This window comes from Phaeobacter sp. JH20_29 (assembly GCF_048056175.1).
GTDB lineage: Bacteria > Pseudomonadota > Alphaproteobacteria > Rhodobacterales > Rhodobacteraceae > Phaeobacter > Phaeobacter bryozoorum.
The window spans coordinates 74,403-90,258 of record NZ_JAYMWO010000009.1; the positions used below are offsets into that span (position 1 = coordinate 74,403).

Below are 15,856 nucleotides of genomic sequence, written 5' to 3' on the forward strand. Positions count from 1 at the left end.
CGTGAACAGGGGCAGACAGCGACAAGAGGACAGCCATGAGCTATCTTGCCAATAACGCGCAATCGGTGCCGACCGGCCTGCGCAAGATCCTCTATCTCAACTGGCCGTTGACCCTGCTTCTGGCCAGCGTCGCCAGCGTCGGTTTCCTGATGCTCTATTCGGTGGCGGGCGGCAGTTTCTCCCCCTGGGTGGAACCGCAGGTCAAACGCTTCCTGCTTGGGCTTTCGGTGATGCTGGTGGTGGCCATGATCCCGATCTGGTTCTGGCGCAATATCTCGGTACTGGCCTATCTGGTCTCGGTGCTCTTGCTGGTGGCGGTGGAATTCTTCGGCACCGTTGGCATGGGGGCGCAGCGCTGGATCGACATTGGCTTTATGCGGCTACAGCCATCGGAGCTGATGAAGATCACGCTGGTGATGCTGCTGGCCGCCTATTACGACTGGCTGCCGCCGGAGCGCTGTTCACGGCCCCAATGGGTGATCCTGCCGGTTATCCTGATCCTGCTGCCCACCTTTCTGGTGCTGCGCCAGCCCGATCTTGGCACCTCCATCCTGCTGATGGCCGCCGGAGGGGGCGTGATGTTCCTTGCCGGTGTGCACTGGGCCTATTTTGCCGCCGTCATCGGCGCCGCAGTGGGTCTTGTTGCGGCCGTGTTCAAAAGCCGGGGCACCGACTGGCAGCTGCTGAAAGACTATCAGTTCCGCCGCATCGACACCTTTCTCGATCCCTCGCAGGATCCGCTCGGCGCCGGCTACCACATCACCCAGTCGAAGATTGCGCTGGGGTCCGGCGGCTGGTCCGGCCGCGGTTTCATGCAGGGCACCCAGTCACGGCTGAACTTTCTGCCCGAGAAACACACCGATTTCATCTTCACCACCCTGGCCGAAGAATTCGGGTTTATCGGCGGGTTCACCCTGCTGTTCATCTACATGCTGGTGATCCTGTTCTGTATTGCCACGGCGCTTGCCACCAGGGACCGGTTTTCCTCTTTGGTCACGCTGGGCGTCGCCATCACATTTTTCCTGTTCTTTGCGGTGAATATGTCGATGGTGATGGGGCTGGCACCCGTGGTCGGCGTGCCGCTGCCGATGGTCTCCTACGGGGGGTCGGCGATGCTGGTGCTGCTGGCCGCCTTTGGTCTGGTGCAAAGCGCCAATATCCACCGCCCGCGATAGGCGTCGGCTAGAGCGCTGCCAGCAAGACCCGCGTCAGCGCGCTGTCCGCATCGCGCTGATGGAGAAGCACGCCCAGCCGCCGTTCCGCATCATCAAAGGGCGTGAACCGCAGCCCGCCATATCGCCCCACCCCTTCCCAAAGCGGCACAACCGCCTGCGCGGTGCCCTCTGCCACCATCTGGGCAATCAGTTCCAGCGCATCCAGTTCCGCCAGGATCTCCGGCGCCTCGGCCCTCTGCGTCAGCGCCTGCCAGCAGCGCGCGCCACCCCAGGCGTCCCGGCTGTAGATCAGATAGGGCAGCGGCTCTTCAGCGGCCTTCTCAGCCTGCAGCAGCCCGATGGGTTGCCGGGCAATCTCGGTGAACACATAGGATTTCGGCAGCAGAAAGGGCGGTTCGATCAACAGGGCCGCATCGACCTGCCCCTGTTCCATCGCCGCATAAAGCCCCTCAGAGGTGCCGGGCACCAGCTGCAACGCAACCTCCGGCGCGGCGGCTCTCAGATGCCGCAGGATCGCGCCCGCGTAATCTCCCATCGCCGTCGATACCGCGCCCAGCCGCAACCGCCCGGTCAGCGCGGCGCCGCGCAGCTCTCCCCGCAGCTCGGCCTCTGCCCGCAGCATGTCACGCATCCGTGGCAGCAGCCGACGACACTCCGCCGTTGGCTGCATGACCCGGCCCGCCCGGCACAGCAGCGCCACGCCCACATCAGCCTCCAATGCGGCAATCCGCTGCGAGATGGCCGAGGCGGTGATCCCCTCACGCCGCGCCGCCGCCGCAAGGGAGCCTTCTTCAATCGTGGCAATCAGGCTGGTGAGAAATCGTGTGTCCATAGATATCCTTATGTCTGAACATAGAAAAACAAGCTACCCTTTGCACGCCTCACCGCCTATCCCCTTAGGCACAGAGTTAAGGGAGCACAGAGATGAGCATTTTTCACCTCGCCTATCACGTGGATGATCTTGACAGGGCGCGCGGCTTTTACGGGGAGCTGCTGGGCTGTCAGGAAGGGCGCAGCACCGACACCTGGGTCGATTTCAACTTCTTCGGCCATCAGATTTCGCTGCACCTCGGGCCAGTTTTTGCCACTGCCAAGACCGGCAGGGTCGGCGATCACATGGTGCCGATGCCCCACCTCGGGGTGATCCTGCCGCAGGGTGACTGGCGCGCGCTGGCTGACCGGCTGGAGGCGGCGGGTGTTGACTTCACCATCGCCCCCACCACCCGGTTTGCGGGCGAGCCGGGAGAGCAAAGCACGATGTTCTTTCATGATCCCGCAGGCAACCCCATCGAAATCAAGGGATTTGCCGATATGGACGGGGTGTTTGCCACATGATCAACGTCCAGTTCGCCGCCCTGCCCGAACGCTGGGCCAGCTATCAGGCACCTTTGCGCGCCGCCTTTGCCGAGGCCGGGCTGGAGGTTGATCTGCGCCTCGATCACGCGCCGGGAGAGGTCGATTACGTAGTCTATGCCCCCAATTCCGACCTTCAGGACTTTACCCCCTATACCCGCTGCAAGGCGGTGCTGAGCCTCTGGGCCGGGGTGGAAAAGATCGTCGGCAACCAGACCCTCAAGATGCCGCTCTGCCGGATGGTGGATCCGGGGCTGACCGCAGGCATGGTGGAATGGGTCACCGGCCATGTGCTGCGCTACCACCTCGGCATCGACCGCACGATCCGCACGCAGGACAGATGGGACCCCGTGGTGCCGCCGCTGGCCGAGGAACGGCCGGTCACCGTGCTGGGCCTTGGCGCATTGGGGCAGGCCTGCGCGCAGATGCTGGCAAAGCTGGGCTTCCCGGTCACCGGCTGGTCGCGATCCGAAAAATCCATCGACGGCATCACCTGCCGCCACGGCGAGGCCGGGCTGCACGCAGCGCTCAGCGCCGCCGAAATCGTGATCCTGCTGCTGCCCGATACACCCGCCACCGAGAATACGCTGAACCGTGACACGCTCGCCCTGCTGCCCCGTGGCGCGCGGATCATCAACCCCGGACGCGGCCCGCTCGTTGAGGATGATGCCCTGCTGGCCGCGCTCGACAGTGGCCAGATCGGCCATGCCACGCTGGATGTTTTCCGGGTGGAGCCGCTGCCGCTGGATCATCCCTATTGGACCCATCCCAATGTGACCGTGACACCCCATATCGCGGCCGAAACCCGCGCCATCACTGCCGCACGGGTGATTGCCGAAAACATCCGCCTGGGCGAGGCCGGACAGCCCTTGCGCCATCAGGTGGACCGCAATCTGGGCTATTGATCACCCAGGTGGGCGGCAGATCTTAACATCCGGCAAACCTGCCGCCCGCCCCGCTCAGAATCGTTTCAGACCCTTGCGCTAGTCTCTCGGGCAATCGCGATTGCAGGATCCGGGTCTGGCACCCCGGCTCCGACCAGGAACCGGGCCTCAGTGTGTGAGGCTGTGCAGAGAATTTGAGCACGCGGGCCATCAACCCGCCCCTCTCCGCCCCCGTGGCGGCGCCGTCCACTTTATGCCGCAACCGCCCGGTTGCAGAACAAGTCCCCAGTTCCAAGACTGGCAGATCAGCACGGCAGCATCTCCCGGACGACCACAGGTCGCGCCGGTGATGACCCGTGTCTGGACAACAGCCACCCCGACGCACCATGCCGGGCCGCGTTTGCACAGCACCGATCATCATCGAAATTTCCAAATAGTGCAGCCCCATGCCGCCCCCGGCCATGTCCCCGCAAAACCACGATCAGCGCGACGTCGGGTCCGCTCAGCCCCGTCCAGACCGGCTGAGCGCCATAATGGCTGGCCAAATGCGAGAAACTTGCGCTACGGTTCTTCAAAAAACATAAAAACAGGGACGGAACTAGATGAACAATCGCTTAAGGAAGATCACCATCGTCGGCGGCGGCACGGCGGGGTGGATGACGGCGCTGATCCTGGAGACGGAATTCTCCCGCACCTCGGCACCAAAGGACTGCCCGCGGATCTGCCTGATCGAAAGCCCAAATATCGCCACGGTCGGCGTCGGAGAGGCAACGGTGCCACGGATGCCGAAGACGCTTCGTCAGGCGGGCATATCCGAACGCAATTTCTTCCGCGAAACCAACGCCTCCTTCAAGCTCGGTGTGAAATTCTGCAACTGGAACAAGGACCCGAAGGGCAATCGCATCGACTATGTGAACCCCTTTGCCCATGGTCAGCTGCTGGAGGGGCTGGAGGCCGCTGAATATTTCCTGCGCTTTGGCAACGGCGACCGGGATTTCACCCAGTCCATCGCGCCACATGATGATCTGGGCCGCCTGTGCAAGGGTGCGCGCCCCTTGGGTCAACCGGAGTTCGAACAGCGGTTCGGCTATGCCTATCATCTGGACGCGGTGAAATTTGCAGGCATGCTCACCAGGGTCTGCACCAAACGCGGTGTTGAGCATATTCAGGACGAGGTGACATCGGTCGAACTGGATGAACAGGGCAATGTCAGCCACCTGATGCTGGAACAGCGCGGCCGCCACGATATCGAAATGGTCATCGACTGCACCGGTTTCCGCGGGCTGATCATCAATCAGGCGCTGGGTGAGCCGTTCATGGATTATTCCGACTACCTGCCCAATGACCGCGCCATGGCCTTGCAGATTGAACATCCCGACCCGGAAAAAATCGAAAGCCTGACCCGCTCCACCGCCCTTGGGGCCGGCTGGACGTGGCGCGTGCCGCTCTACAATCGCGTGGGCACCGGCTATGTGTTCTCCTCGGCCCATCGCACCGATGATCAGGCGGCGGATGAATACCTTGAATGGCTGGGGGACAGTGGCAAAGGGGCGACGCCACGGGTGATCCCGATGCGGATCGGACGCGTGCGCAATGCCTGGGTCAAGAACTGTCTGGCCATTGGTCTGGCCGGCGGGTTTATCGAACCGCTGGAAAGCACCGCGATCCACATGATCGACCACGCCGTGCGCTGGTTTGCCGAACATCTGCCAACGCGCGAGATCGCCCCCTCCCTGCGCAGCCGATACAACCGGCAGATGGACAAGCTCTATGACGAGGTGCTGGAATTCATCTGCCTGCACTACCGGCTGGGCAACCGCACCGATGACCAATACTGGATCGACGCCCGCACGGAGATGAAGATCCCGGATCGCCTTGCCGAGAACCTTGAACTCTGGCAGCACCGCCTGCCGATGCCCCATGATATCGAATTTGCCACCCTGTTTGATTACCGGGTCTACCAGACCGTGCTTCTTGGAAAACAGGTCTATGATACCGGCTATGGCCCCGGCATCCGGGATCGCCTGCGCCCATTGAAGAAACCGATCTGGTTCCAGTGGTGGAAGGGCGCGAAGGTGGATCTGGCGAACATCCTGAAGTCGATGCCGGATCACAAAACCCTGCTGCGCGACATCCGCGGCGAACTGGACCAGCCAAGCTTTGGCATGGCGGCGGCGATGAAACCGACAGTGCCGATGCCCGGCGCCGCCCCGGTGCCCTGGGCGATCCAAAACATGCCGAGCTTCAGCGAGATTGAGAGCGGTCAGAAAGACCTGCAACTGTTCTAGGCAGGCCTGCGCCCCCTCACCGCAGATCGCGGGGGCACAACTGCAAACGAGAGAGGGCAGACGCATCGCGCCTGCCCTCTCACATTACAGACAAAACCATTGTGCGGATTATTTTGCCGCCAGCCCCCGCCCCTTCAGCAACGCATCCACACCGGGCAGTCGGCCCCGGAATGCCGTGTACAGCTCCGCCGGATCGCGCGAGCCGCCGGTCGACAGGATATGCGCCTCCAGCGCCTTGGCGCGTTCGGGGTCAAAAGCACCGCCCGCCTCCTCAAATGCGGCAAAGGCATCGGCGTCCATCACCTCCGACCACATGTAGCTGTAATAGCCCGAGGAATAGCCATCGCCCGAGAACACATGGGCGAAATGCGGTGTGGCGTGGCGCATGATGATCGCCGACGGCATCCCGATCTCGGCCAGAACCTCGGCCTGTCTGGCCATCGGATCCTTCGGTGCGGGCCCGTCGTGAAATGCCAGATCCACCAGTGCAGAGGCCACATATTCCACCGTCTGGAACCCCATATCAAAGGTCGAGGCCGCCAGCACCCGGTCGCGCATCTCCACCGGCATCGGTTTGCCGGTTTCCGCATGGGTGGCGAATTTGCCCAGAACCTCCGGCACATCCAGCCAGTGCTCATAGAGCTGCGAGGGCAGTTCGACAAAATCGCGCGCCACCGAGGTGCCGGAGATGCTCTCGTAACTCACATCCGACAACATCTGGTGCAGCGCATGGCCGAACTCGTGGAACAACGTGCGCGCATCATCATAAGACAAGAGCGCCGGATCCCCCTTGGCAAAGTTGCAGACGTTGATCACAACCGGTGTCTGCACCTTGGGGAAATTCGCCTGGCTGCGCATTGCCGAACACCAGGCACCGGAGCGTTTGGAGGAGCGGGCGAAATAGTCGCCAATGAACACGGCCACATGCGCGCCATTGCGGGTCACCTCCCAGGCGCGGCAATCCTCGTGATAGAGCGGCACATCAAGCGGCGTGAACTCCAGCCCGAACAGCCGTGTCGCGCAGTCAAACGACGCCTCGATCATCCGGTCCAGCTGGAAATATGGCTTCAGCTCCGCCTCATCCAGATCATGCTCTGCCTTGCGCCGCTTCTCCGCGTAATAGCGCCAGTCCCAGGGCTCCAGCTCGCCGTTGATGCCATCATCCTGCATCATCTTCGTCAGCACCCAGGCATCCGCTTCCGCCTGCGCCTTGGCCGGTTCCCAGACCTGCATCAGCAGATCGCGCACCGCGGCCGGGGTCTTGGCCATCTCGGTTTCCAGCTTGTAGGCCGCGAAATTCTCATAGCCAAGCAGCTTGGCCCGCTCTTCGCGCAGGGCCAGAATTTCGGCGGCAATCTTGCGGTTGTCGCTGTCGCCGCCATTGGCACCACGCGCGGCCCAGGCCTCGAACGCCGTCTTGCGCAGGTCGCGGCGGGGCGAAAATTGCAGGAACGGAGTGATGAGCGAACGCGACAGCGTGACCGCCGGCCCCTCCAGCCCCTTGTCCTTGCCCGCCGCGCGGGCAGCATCGACCACAAATTGCGGCAGGCCGGTCAGATCCTCTTCGCCGAGCTCCATATACCAGCTGCGTTCATCCGCCAGCAGGTTCTGGGTAAACTCGGTCCCAAGGGTCGCGAGCCGGGATTTGATCTCCTGCATACGGGTGTCATCCGCGCCTTCCAGCGCCGCACCCCCGCGCACAAATCCGCGATGGGTCAGCATCAGGACGCGCTGCTGTTCCTCGGTCAGATCCAGCGTATCGCGCTGATCCCACACCGATTTGACGCGCGCATAAAGCGCCTTGTTGGCGGTGATGGCGGAAAAATGCGCCGCCAGCTTCGGGGAAAACGCCCGCTGCAACGCTTCGCGCTCGGGGTTACTGTCCGCACCAGCCACGCTGTAGAACACCGACAAAACCTGCTCCAGCTCGCGGCAGGGGGTTTCCAGCGCCTCGATCACATTGGCAAATGTCGGCGCCTCATCCGAGGCGGCAATGGCGTCAATCTGCGCCTTATGCGCAGCCAGCGCCTCATCCAGCGCAGGGGCAAAATCACTGTCCTTGATCTGGTCGAAGGGGGCAATTTCAAACGGCGTGTCCCAGTTGGACAGCAGCGGATTGGTCATGGCAAATCTCCTTTGTGAGGAAGCTATGCCCGCCCCTGCCCGCCGTCCAGAGGCACAGTCGAGAGAATTTCACCGATTGCCGCCGGAGCCTGCCCGCTACCGGCGCTCCTCGCGGCGACGCAGGTGTTTCTCAAACCGCCTGAGCAGCAGCGACAGGCCAATTGTCAGCGTGAGGTAAATCAGCGCCACCACATTATAGGTCTCGAAATAGCGGAAATTGCCCACCGCCGTGATCTTGCCCAGCTGGGTAACATCGGCGACCCCGAGCACGGAAACCAGCGAACTGTCCTTGACCAAGGCGACAAAATCATTGCCAAGCGGCGGAAGGATGGTGCGGATCGCCTGCGGAAACACGACAAAGCGAAAGCGGTGCCAGCGGCTGAGACCCAGCGCCTTGGCCGCCTCGATCTGGCCCGCATCCACCGATTGCAGACCGGCCCGGAACACCTCCGAGATAAAGGCGGAATAGGCGATCATCAGCGCGATAATGGCCCGCCACAGCAGTGGGAAATTGCGGGTACGGATCGGATCCAACCCGATCTGCGCGCCGATCCAGTTGCGCAGTTCCACCAGCGCTGGCGCCAGCACAAAGGCGACGTAAAGCAGCAGCACGATGATCGGGATGCCCCGCACCACCTCGATATAGAACCGCGCACCCTGCCGGATCACCAGCCAGCGCGATCCCGCAGCCAGCGCCAGCCCAAGCCCCAGAAGAGAGGCCAGGAAAAAGCTCACCAGCGTGACAAAGATCGTCAGCTGGACGCCACGCATCAGGGTGCTGAGGATATTGAGATAGAGATCATCCGAAACCACCCGCCAGATCAGCGTCGCCCCGATCAGGATCACCGCCGCCAGCCACCATGGGAAATCTTCTTTTTTGCTGTCCGCCCAACGGTTTTGCCTGCCCGGTCTTGGCTCTTGCTCGTTCATCTCTGCCCCATGATGTGGAAATCCCCGGCGCTAGGGCCGGGGATTGGTCATAGTCTGCCGCCGGGTCAGCCGCCCAGCTTATACTCCAGGAACCACTTGGTGTTCAGCGCATCCAGCGTGCCATCCGCCTCCATCGAGGCAATGGCGGCGTTGATCGGCGCCACCAGATCGCTGCCCTTGGGGAAGATGAAGCCGAAATCCTCGGTCCCGAGCGGCTCGCCCACGATCTTCAGCGCCCCGTCCGAGGCCTGCACATAGCCATTGGCGGCGGTGCTGTCCGACAGCGCCAGATCCACATCGCCCGTGCGCAGCGCCTGAATCGCCGCGCCAAAGGTTTCAAACAGCTTGATCCGCGGGTTGGCCTCATCGCCGTCGAGGATATCATAGACGGTCACATAAAACGGCGTGGTGCCGGGCTGGGCCCCGGCCAGAAGATCCGCATTGGCAGCAAAACTGGTGGCATCGTCAAAGCGGCTCTCATCCCCGGCCACGATCATGCGCATCTGCGAGGTCAGGTATTTGTCGGAGAAATCCACTTTTTCCTTGCGGTCGTCGCGGATGGTGATGCCGGTCATGCCCATGTCATACTGACCATCGCTCACCGCCGGGATCATTGCGTCCCAGCTGGTGGTTTCATAGACGACTGTGATGTTGATCCGCTCGGCGATCTCCGCCATGGCGTCATATTCCCAGCCGATGGCTGTGCCGCTGGCAGGGTCGACAAATTGCAGCGGCGGATAGGCGTTCTCCACCGAGACCACCACTTCGCGCCCCTCAAGGTCCGGCAGATCCGCCGCCGTGGCAGCGGTAGACAGCAGGGCCAGGCCTGCGGCAGCGGCGATGGTTTTCACCGCGCCTTGGGTCATGTTGAATGTCATTTTGTCCTCCCCTTTGGTTTTGATTGATCAATCGCTGCGTCTGGTTCCGTCAGACCCCCTCCGCGCGCCTGCCGAGGAGCGCCGCGTCAGGCTCCACGCCGGCATCGGCGCCACCGGCACAGATCGGGCAATCGGGCTGGCCGCGCAGGGTGATCTTGCGGCTTTCGGCATAAAGGCTGTCATAGATCAGCATCTCACCACGCAGCACCGCACCGGCACCGGTCAGCGCCTTCACCGCCTCCAGCGCCATCATCGCGCCGATGACACCGGGCAGCGGCCCGACCACCCCGGCCTCGGAACAGCTGGGCGCCAGCCCGGGCGCCGGTGCTTCGGGAAAGATGCACTGATAGCAGGGGCCGCTGACCGAGGGCTGGAACAGCGAGATCTGCCCCTCCCACTGTGACAGCGCGCCTGAAATCAACGGCTTGCCCAGCGCCACCGCCGTGCGATTGGCCAGATATCGGGTTTCGAAGTTGTCGGTGCCGTCGAGAATCAGATCGTAATCGGCAAAAAGATCCGCCGCGATCTCGGCATCCAGGCGGCGATGATAGGGGCGCACCTCCACATAGGGGTTCTGCGCCACCATCGCGGCCTGCGCCGAAAACACCTTGGGCCGGCCGATATCATCATCGCGGTGAATGACCTGCCGTTGCAGATTGGCGTTCTCCACCAGATCATCGTCGATGACGCCGATTGTGCCGACGCCAGCGGCGGCCAGATATTGCAGCGCAGGCGCGCCCAGACCACCGGCTCCGATCACCAGCACGCGGGCGTTGCGCAGTTTTTTCTGCCCGGGGCCACCCAGCTCGCGCAGGACAATATGGCGGGCGTAGCGCTCCAGCTCTGTCTCGGAGAATTTCTGCGACCGGGGCGGGGTCGCCTCACTGTCGGCCGCCTCCGGCCGCGCCCGATTGCGCAGGACACGCAGCCCCTGACGGTAGCCCAGCACCAGCGCCAAGGCCCCCGCCAGCATCAGCCAGGGGGCGGCGGTTTCCCCGGTGGCCAGCCGCAGCGGCGCGGTCGCAGGCAGGGTCAGATGCAGCGTCAGGATCGCACCATAGAGCAATGCCAACAGGCTGAACCGCAAACGGCGTCCCAGCCCCAGGAATTGGCCGCCCCACCAGATCAATGCTGCAAGGACAAGGATCGACAGCATCAGCCCTGCCCCGTCGAGCCGAAACCGCCAGATCCGCGCGGCGTCTCATCCAGCGTTTCGACCAGCTGGAACTCCGCCCGCAGCACCGGTGCCACCACCATCTGCGCAATGCGGTCCCCATGGGCGATGTCAAACGCGGCCTCGCCGGCATTCATCACAATCACCCCAAGCGGACCACGATAGTCGCTGTCGATGGTTCCGGGGGTATTGGGCAGGGTGATGCCATGTTTCAGCGCCAGACCCGAGCGCGGGCGGATCTGCACCTCATAGCCCTCGGGGATCGCCAGCCGCAGGCCCGTGGGCACCAGCGCGCGGGCACCGGGGGCAAGCGTCAGGCTGGCGCGATCCGGCAGATTGGCGCGCAGATCGGCGCCTGCCGCGCCGCTGGTCTGATAGGCGGGCAGCGGCACCTCCCGGTCTGCGCCTTCGTCATATGTGATACGGATATCGACCATTCTGTGCCTGATCCCTCTTGGTTTCGTCCTGTGCGGCTCTGTTCAGCCCGTCTCCGCCAGCGCCTGTGCAATGCGGTCGGCCAGCTTGCGGGCAACCGCGTCCTTGTCCATGCGCGGCCAGCTTTCGGCGCCTGCATCGGAGATCAGGATCACCGCGTTCTCACGGCCGCCCATGATGCCGGTTGCCGGGGAGACGTCATTGGCGACAATCCAGTCGCAGCCCTTGCGCAGGCGTTTGGCGGTGGCATTGTCAACCACATCATTGGTCTCCGCCGCAAAGCCGACGACAAGTCCCGGTCGCCCCTGCTCCAGCCGCGACACGGTCTTGAGAATGTCGGGGTTCTCGGCAAATTCCATCACCGGCAGCCCATCCTTGGATTTCTTCAGCTTGCGATCCGATGCGCTGGTCACACGCCAGTCGGCAACCGCCGCGGCAAAGACACCGGCATCTGCGGGCAGCGCCGCTGACACCGCCTCGGCCATCTCCCGCGCGGTCTCAACGGCCACCACTTCGACGCCATCGGGCGGCGCAACGCTAGCCGGGCCCGTGATGAAGACCACTTCAGCACCCAGATCGCGCAGAGCACGGGCCAGCGCTGTCCCCTGCGCGCCCGACGATCGGTTGGCGATGTAGCGCACCGGGTCGATCGGCTCATGCGTCGGGCCGGAGGTCACGACGATGCGCCGCCCCTTGAGCGGTCCATCGGACAGTTTCGCGGCAATGGCGGCAACAATGGCGTCCGGTTCCGCCAGACGGCCGGGACCAAATTCGCCGCAGGCCATGCCGCCCTCATCCGGGCCGACGCAGGACACACCATCCGCCATCAGGCTTGCCAGATTGCGCTGGGTCGCGGGGTGCTGCCACATGCGCACATTCATCGCAGGAGCCAGCAGCACCGGAGTATCTGTGGCCAGCAGCAGGGTCGAGGCCAGGTCATTGGCGTGACCATGGGCCATCTTCGCCATCAGATCCGCCGTGGCCGGGGCCACCACCAGTAGATCCGCACTGCGCGACAGCTGGATATGGCCCATCTCCGCCTCGGCGGTGAGGTCAAAGAGATCGCGGTGCACCGCCTGCCCGGCCAGCGCCGAAACGGACAGCGGAGTTACAAATTCCTCGCCCGCCTTGGTCAGGACCGGCACCACCTCGGCGCCCTGATCCTGCAGGCGGCGGATCAGCTCCAGCGATTTATAGGCGGCAATCCCGCCACCGATGATCAGGAGAATACGTTTGTTCGCCAGCATTTGCCTATCCTTGCCGCAGATCCCGGCAAACTCTACTGCGCCCTGTCGCCAGTGTGAAACGGTTTTCCGCAGGGCGTCTGCCGCAGCGCGCGCGTGCCCCTCACTGGAACGCCAGACAGGGATCGGCGCGCGGGACTGGATCTGCCTCCATCACCACATCAAACGCCCCCTCGATCTGCCCGCCCTCGGACTGGCCCAGAGCGGTGATCTTCAGCGCCGGGCGCGCCTGCCGCAAGGCCAGCGGCGCGCCACGATCCAGCCGGGCATGGCCATTGCCGGTCACCACCACGACCGGCCCCGGATTCTGATCGCCAGATTGCCTGACCGGGTCTGCGGCGACGTGATCCAGCGCCGCCACAACAGCGCGGGCCAGCACCGCATCGCGCAGCCGCTGAAGCTCAACCAGAACCGGCAGCATCTCGTCCGGCATCGCATTGCAATGGCTGGCCAGCTGATCGGCTTCACGCGCCGCCTGCTCTGCCTCATCCAGCGGGGTGGTGAGCCCATAGGCCACCGCATCAGGACCAAAGACCCCCGCCACGCCCTGTTCCATCGCGCGGCGGGTTTCCGTTCGCGGCACCAGCGCGCCGAACTGCGCCGCACCGTAACTGGCGGCAAAGACCGGTTGATAAAGCGCGAACTCAGGCCAGCCGGACTGCGTCCAGTCGAGCGTCTCTGCCAGCGCCGGACCATCCTGCAACAGATCCGGTGTCAGCGCTGCCGCCTGCGTCGCCGTGATCATCTCCCAGACCACAGCGGCGGGCTGGAGCGCGGTGATGATCTCTGCCTGCACCGCGTGATGGGCGGGGTTGTCGTGGATCTCGCCCAGAAACACCACGTCAGCCCCGGCCAGAACCGGCAGCACCTCCGCCACCGAGCTGGCCAGCACCGCAGGCGGGCGGGCCTGTCCACTGTGTTCGTCCGCGCGGGCCGTGCCGGTCATGACGGCAGCCGCGACAAGAACGCCGACGGCGATCGGTCGCCATGCCGCCGCGCAGATGCAAAAGGCGCGCCCGAAGTCGGACACGCCTTTGATCATGATAGGTATGTGAGATGTCATAGGAGGAAGTTCTGAACTTCCCGTGAGCAGGTTTCAAGCGATTTGCGCATCTTCTGAAAGGCGCCTGCCTCCAGCTGGCGGACACGCTCCTTGGACAGGCCCAGCTCCGTGCCGAGGCTCTCCAACGTGCGCGGCTTGTCCCGCAGCTTGCGTTCGGTGATGATGAAGCGTTCGCGGTCGTTCAGCGCCTGCATCGCCTCCACCAGCCAGATCCTGAGCTGCCTGGTGTCATGGCTCTCCTCGACCAGCTCGGCGGCCTGGGCGCTGTCGTCCTCCAGCGCTTCGATCCATTCGCGGCCCTCTTCCTCGGCCGATTGCACCGCATTCAGCGAGAAATCCGCCCCGGCCAGCCGCCCGTCCATCATCTGCACATCGCGCAGCGGCACACCGATTTCGGTGGCGATCTTCTGATGCAGCTGGTGCTGATCCAGCTGGGTGCCCTCGGACTGGGCCTGACGCTCCAGCTGGGCCTGCACCCGACGCATATTGAAAAACAGCGACTTCTGCGCCGAGGTCGACCCGGTCCGCACCATCGACCAGTTGCGCATCACATAGTCCTGTATCGACGCCTTGATCCACCAGACCGCATAGGTCGAAAAGCGCACCCCACGGTCAGGGTCGAATTTATCGGCCGCCTTCATCAGGCCCAGCCCGGCCTCCTGAATGAGATCATTCATCGGCGCGCCGTAGCGGCGGAATTTGGAGGCCATAGAGATCGCCAGTCGCATATAGGCATTGATCAGCCGATGCAGCGCCTGCACGTCCCGCTCATCCCGCCAGGCGTAGGCCAGTCGCAATTCGGTCTCTGCGTCCAGCAATTCCGCCTTCATTGCCCGCTTGGGCAACGGGTTTTCGATCATGGTATCAAGAGCCATTTTTCTTCCCCGTAGATGAATTTTGATCTGAATACGGGCGATGCGCCCTCTTGGATCACTTCAGTCTTGGTAAATTCCCGAAAATCAGGCTCGGGACTGTCGTCTCGGCCCCCAGCGTGGTTGGACAGGCGCGAAATGCGCCGCAACAGCGGGCCGGTCCGGGTGCAATCAACCTCTGAAATCAGCGTCATCTCTGCGGGCCTGACGCGCGCCCGTGGTCAACACATCTTGTGTTGCGCCGCACCCGTGGCTACCCAGTCACGCAACACTCGATAGCTTCAGGGTAATAAAAGTGCCGACTAAAGTCACATTCATTCTGGGCGGTGCGGCATCGGGCAAATCGGCCTATGCCGAGGAAATCTGCCTAAACTCAGGGAAAGACAGGGTTTATCTGGCCACTTCACAAGTGTTTGACGAGGAGATGCGGGCCAAGGTGGACCGCCATCTGCATCAGCGCGGCGCCGGCTGGACCACCCATGAGGCGCCACGGGACCTCGCGCCGGTGCTCGACTCGCTGCGCGCCGACCAGATCTGCCTGCTGGACTGCGCCACCATGTGGCTCAGCAATCAGATGCTGGCGGAGGCGGATCTGATTGCTGAGCAGGCAGCGCTGATGGCCGCCTTGCAGCGCTGCGCCGCCGAGGTCGTGGTGGTGTCAAACGAGGTGGGCCATGGCATCGTCCCCGACAATGCGCTGGCCCGGCAGTTCCGCGAGGCGCAGGGCCGGCTGAATATCGCATTGGCCGGGGTGGCCGACCGGGCTGTGCTGGTCATCGCCGGGCTGCCGCAGGTGCTGAAAGGAACGCTATGAGCAACGATGCGATCACGAGACTGTTTCTGGTCCGTCACGGCCCGACCCATGCCAAATCCATGGTTGGCTGGTCCGATCTGCCCGCCGATCTGTCCGATACCGCCGCGCTGGACCGGCTGCACGGGTATCTGCCCCCCGAGGCGCTGGTGGTGTCCTCCGACCTCAGCCGGGCGCGCGATACGGCGACGGCCATCGGGCGCAACCGGCAGCGGCTGGCGGACCAGTCGGCGCTGCGCGAAATCCATTTCGGCGCCTGGGAGCTGCGCAGCTGGCGCGAGATTGATGCCGAAGACCCCGAGCGTATCCGCGCCTATTGGGAAACCCCCGGCGATGTGACCCCGCCCGGCGGCGAGAGCTGGAATCAGGTCTGCGCGCGGGTAAACGCAGCCATCGATGGTCTGATCGAGGCGCATCGCGGCCGGGATCTGGTGGTGGTTGGCCATTTCGGCCAGATCCTGACGCAGATCCAGCGCGCCGAGCAGCTGACCGCCGAGGAGGCCTTTTCGCATCGGATCGACAACCTGTCGGTCACCGAGATCACCCATCAGGGCAGCAGCCGGGATCGCGGCTGGGGGCGTGGCAGAATAAATCACATTCCGTGATGGGTTAGCGCACAAATATT

The 15,856-nt window shown here is 63.6% G+C and carries 15 protein-coding genes; 6 read left to right on the forward strand and 9 right to left on the reverse strand.

The window, feature by feature from the left end:
• Positions 1–35: 35 nt before the first annotated feature.
• Positions 36–1,175 (forward strand): rod shape-determining protein RodA, encoded by a 1,140-nt coding sequence (gene rodA, locus VWZ85_RS06475; protein WP_340547315.1) that lies wholly within the window; start codon positions 36–38, stop codon positions 1,173–1,175.
• A 7-nt stretch (positions 1,176–1,182) separates the two neighbouring features.
• Here the strand turns inward: rodA and VWZ85_RS06480 are convergent, their stop codons facing one another.
• A complete protein-coding gene (locus VWZ85_RS06480; RefSeq protein ID WP_416587469.1) occupies positions 1,183–2,007 on the reverse strand; it encodes a LysR family transcriptional regulator in 825 nt (274 codons plus the stop codon).
• A 92-nt stretch (positions 2,008–2,099) separates the two neighbouring features.
• Here VWZ85_RS06480 and VWZ85_RS06485 point away from each other — a divergent pair, with 92 nt between their 5' ends.
• The 3 genes from VWZ85_RS06485 (at position 2,100) to VWZ85_RS06495 (ending at position 5,700) form a co-directional block, all read left to right on the forward strand.
• On the forward strand, positions 2,100–2,510 hold the full coding sequence (locus VWZ85_RS06485; protein WP_416587471.1) for a VOC family protein: 411 nt from the start codon (positions 2,100–2,102) through the stop codon (positions 2,508–2,510).
• Positions 2,507–3,433 carry a 2-hydroxyacid dehydrogenase gene (locus VWZ85_RS06490; protein WP_416587473.1) on the forward strand — a complete coding sequence of 309 codons (927 nt, stop codon included), beginning with the start codon at positions 2,507–2,509 and terminating at the stop codon, positions 3,431–3,433. Before VWZ85_RS06485 ends, VWZ85_RS06490 begins: the two co-directional genes overlap by 4 nt.
• Before the next feature lie 581 nt (positions 3,434–4,014).
• The gene (locus VWZ85_RS06495) at positions 4,015–5,700 is read left to right on the forward strand and encodes a tryptophan halogenase family protein (RefSeq protein WP_340547319.1); all 1,686 of its coding nucleotides are present in this window, start codon (positions 4,015–4,017) and stop codon (positions 5,698–5,700) included.
• 108 nt (positions 5,701–5,808) lie between these two features.
• Here the strand turns inward: VWZ85_RS06495 and VWZ85_RS06500 are convergent, their stop codons facing one another.
• The 8 genes from VWZ85_RS06500 to VWZ85_RS06535 form a co-directional block, all read right to left on the reverse strand.
• Positions 5,809–7,824, reverse strand: coding sequence for a M3 family metallopeptidase (locus VWZ85_RS06500; RefSeq protein WP_416554554.1), 2,016 nt, complete (start codon positions 7,822–7,824; stop codon positions 5,809–5,811).
• Positions 7,825–7,920: 96 nt separating this feature from the next.
• Positions 7,921–8,754, reverse strand: coding sequence for an amino acid ABC transporter permease (locus VWZ85_RS06505; protein WP_416539954.1), 834 nt, complete (start codon positions 8,752–8,754; stop codon positions 7,921–7,923).
• Between the two features lie 65 nt (positions 8,755–8,819).
• Complete coding sequence (locus VWZ85_RS06510; protein WP_416587475.1) at positions 8,820–9,632, reverse strand: transporter substrate-binding domain-containing protein; 813 nt, start codon at positions 9,630–9,632, stop codon at positions 8,820–8,822.
• 49 nt (positions 9,633–9,681) lie between these two features.
• The gene (locus VWZ85_RS06515) at positions 9,682–10,788 is read right to left on the reverse strand and encodes a HesA/MoeB/ThiF family protein (protein ID WP_416587476.1); all 1,107 of its coding nucleotides are present in this window, start codon (positions 10,786–10,788) and stop codon (positions 9,682–9,684) included.
• On the reverse strand, positions 10,788–11,243 hold the full coding sequence (dut, locus tag VWZ85_RS06520) for a dUTP diphosphatase (RefSeq protein WP_340547324.1): 456 nt from the start codon (positions 11,241–11,243) through the stop codon (positions 10,788–10,790). The genes VWZ85_RS06515 and dut overlap by 1 nt, the downstream gene beginning before the upstream one ends.
• Before the next feature lie 42 nt (positions 11,244–11,285).
• Positions 11,286–12,488, reverse strand: a complete 1,203-nt coding sequence (gene coaBC / locus VWZ85_RS06525) for a bifunctional phosphopantothenoylcysteine decarboxylase/phosphopantothenate--cysteine ligase CoaBC (RefSeq protein WP_340547325.1) — start codon at positions 12,486–12,488, stop codon at positions 11,286–11,288.
• A gap of 100 nt (positions 12,489–12,588) precedes the next feature.
• Positions 12,589–13,548 carry a ChaN family lipoprotein gene (locus tag VWZ85_RS06530; protein WP_416587478.1) on the reverse strand — a complete coding sequence of 320 codons (960 nt, stop codon included), beginning with the start codon at positions 13,546–13,548 and terminating at the stop codon, positions 12,589–12,591.
• Positions 13,545–14,423, reverse strand: coding sequence for an RNA polymerase factor sigma-32 (locus VWZ85_RS06535; RefSeq protein ID WP_340547327.1), 879 nt, complete (start codon positions 14,421–14,423; stop codon positions 13,545–13,547). The genes VWZ85_RS06530 and VWZ85_RS06535 overlap by 4 nt, the downstream gene beginning before the upstream one ends.
• A 292-nt stretch (positions 14,424–14,715) precedes the next feature.
• Here VWZ85_RS06535 and cobU point away from each other — a divergent pair, with 292 nt between their 5' ends.
• Both cobU and VWZ85_RS06545 read left to right on the forward strand, forming a co-directional pair.
• Entirely contained in the window at positions 14,716–15,234 is a 519-nt protein-coding gene (cobU, locus tag VWZ85_RS06540; RefSeq protein WP_416587479.1) for a bifunctional adenosylcobinamide kinase/adenosylcobinamide-phosphate guanylyltransferase, read from the forward strand.
• Positions 15,231–15,836 carry a histidine phosphatase family protein gene (locus VWZ85_RS06545; protein WP_340547329.1) on the forward strand — a complete coding sequence of 202 codons (606 nt, stop codon included), beginning with the start codon at positions 15,231–15,233 and terminating at the stop codon, positions 15,834–15,836. The genes cobU and VWZ85_RS06545 overlap by 4 nt, the downstream gene beginning before the upstream one ends.
• The last annotated feature ends 20 nt before the right edge of the window (positions 15,837–15,856 follow it).

Bases quoted from the DNA above. Each gene is read 5' to 3' on its own strand.
- VWZ85_RS06515 (WP_416587476.1), bottom strand. From the start codon at position 10,788: ATGCTGTCGATCCTTGTCCTTGCAGCATTGATCTGGTGGGGCGGCCAA.
- VWZ85_RS06545 (WP_340547329.1), top strand. From the start codon at position 15,231: ATGAGCAACGATGCGATCACGAGACTGTTTCTGGTCCGTCACGGCCCG.
- dut (WP_340547324.1), bottom strand. From the start codon at position 11,243: ATGGTCGATATCCGTATCACATATGACGAAGGCGCAGACCGGGAGGTG.
- VWZ85_RS06505 (WP_416539954.1), bottom strand. From the start codon at position 8,754: ATGAACGAGCAAGAGCCAAGACCGGGCAGGCAAAACCGTTGGGCGGAC.
- VWZ85_RS06500 (WP_416554554.1), bottom strand. From the start codon at position 7,824: ATGACCAATCCGCTGCTGTCCAACTGGGACACGCCGTTTGAAATTGCC.
- VWZ85_RS06510 (WP_416587475.1), bottom strand. From the start codon at position 9,632: ATGACATTCAACATGACCCAAGGCGCGGTGAAAACCATCGCCGCTGCC.
- rodA (WP_340547315.1), top strand. From the start codon at position 36: ATGAGCTATCTTGCCAATAACGCGCAATCGGTGCCGACCGGCCTGCGC.
- coaBC (WP_340547325.1), bottom strand. From the start codon at position 12,488: ATGCTGGCGAACAAACGTATTCTCCTGATCATCGGTGGCGGGATTGCC.
- VWZ85_RS06495 (WP_340547319.1), top strand. From the start codon at position 4,015: ATGAACAATCGCTTAAGGAAGATCACCATCGTCGGCGGCGGCACGGCG.
- VWZ85_RS06490 (WP_416587473.1), top strand. From the start codon at position 2,507: ATGATCAACGTCCAGTTCGCCGCCCTGCCCGAACGCTGGGCCAGCTAT.
- VWZ85_RS06530 (WP_416587478.1), bottom strand. From the start codon at position 13,548: ATGACATCTCACATACCTATCATGATCAAAGGCGTGTCCGACTTCGGG.
- VWZ85_RS06480 (WP_416587469.1), bottom strand. From the start codon at position 2,007: ATGGACACACGATTTCTCACCAGCCTGATTGCCACGATTGAAGAAGGC.
- VWZ85_RS06485 (WP_416587471.1), top strand. From the start codon at position 2,100: ATGAGCATTTTTCACCTCGCCTATCACGTGGATGATCTTGACAGGGCG.
- VWZ85_RS06535 (WP_340547327.1), bottom strand. From the start codon at position 14,423: ATGGCTCTTGATACCATGATCGAAAACCCGTTGCCCAAGCGGGCAATG.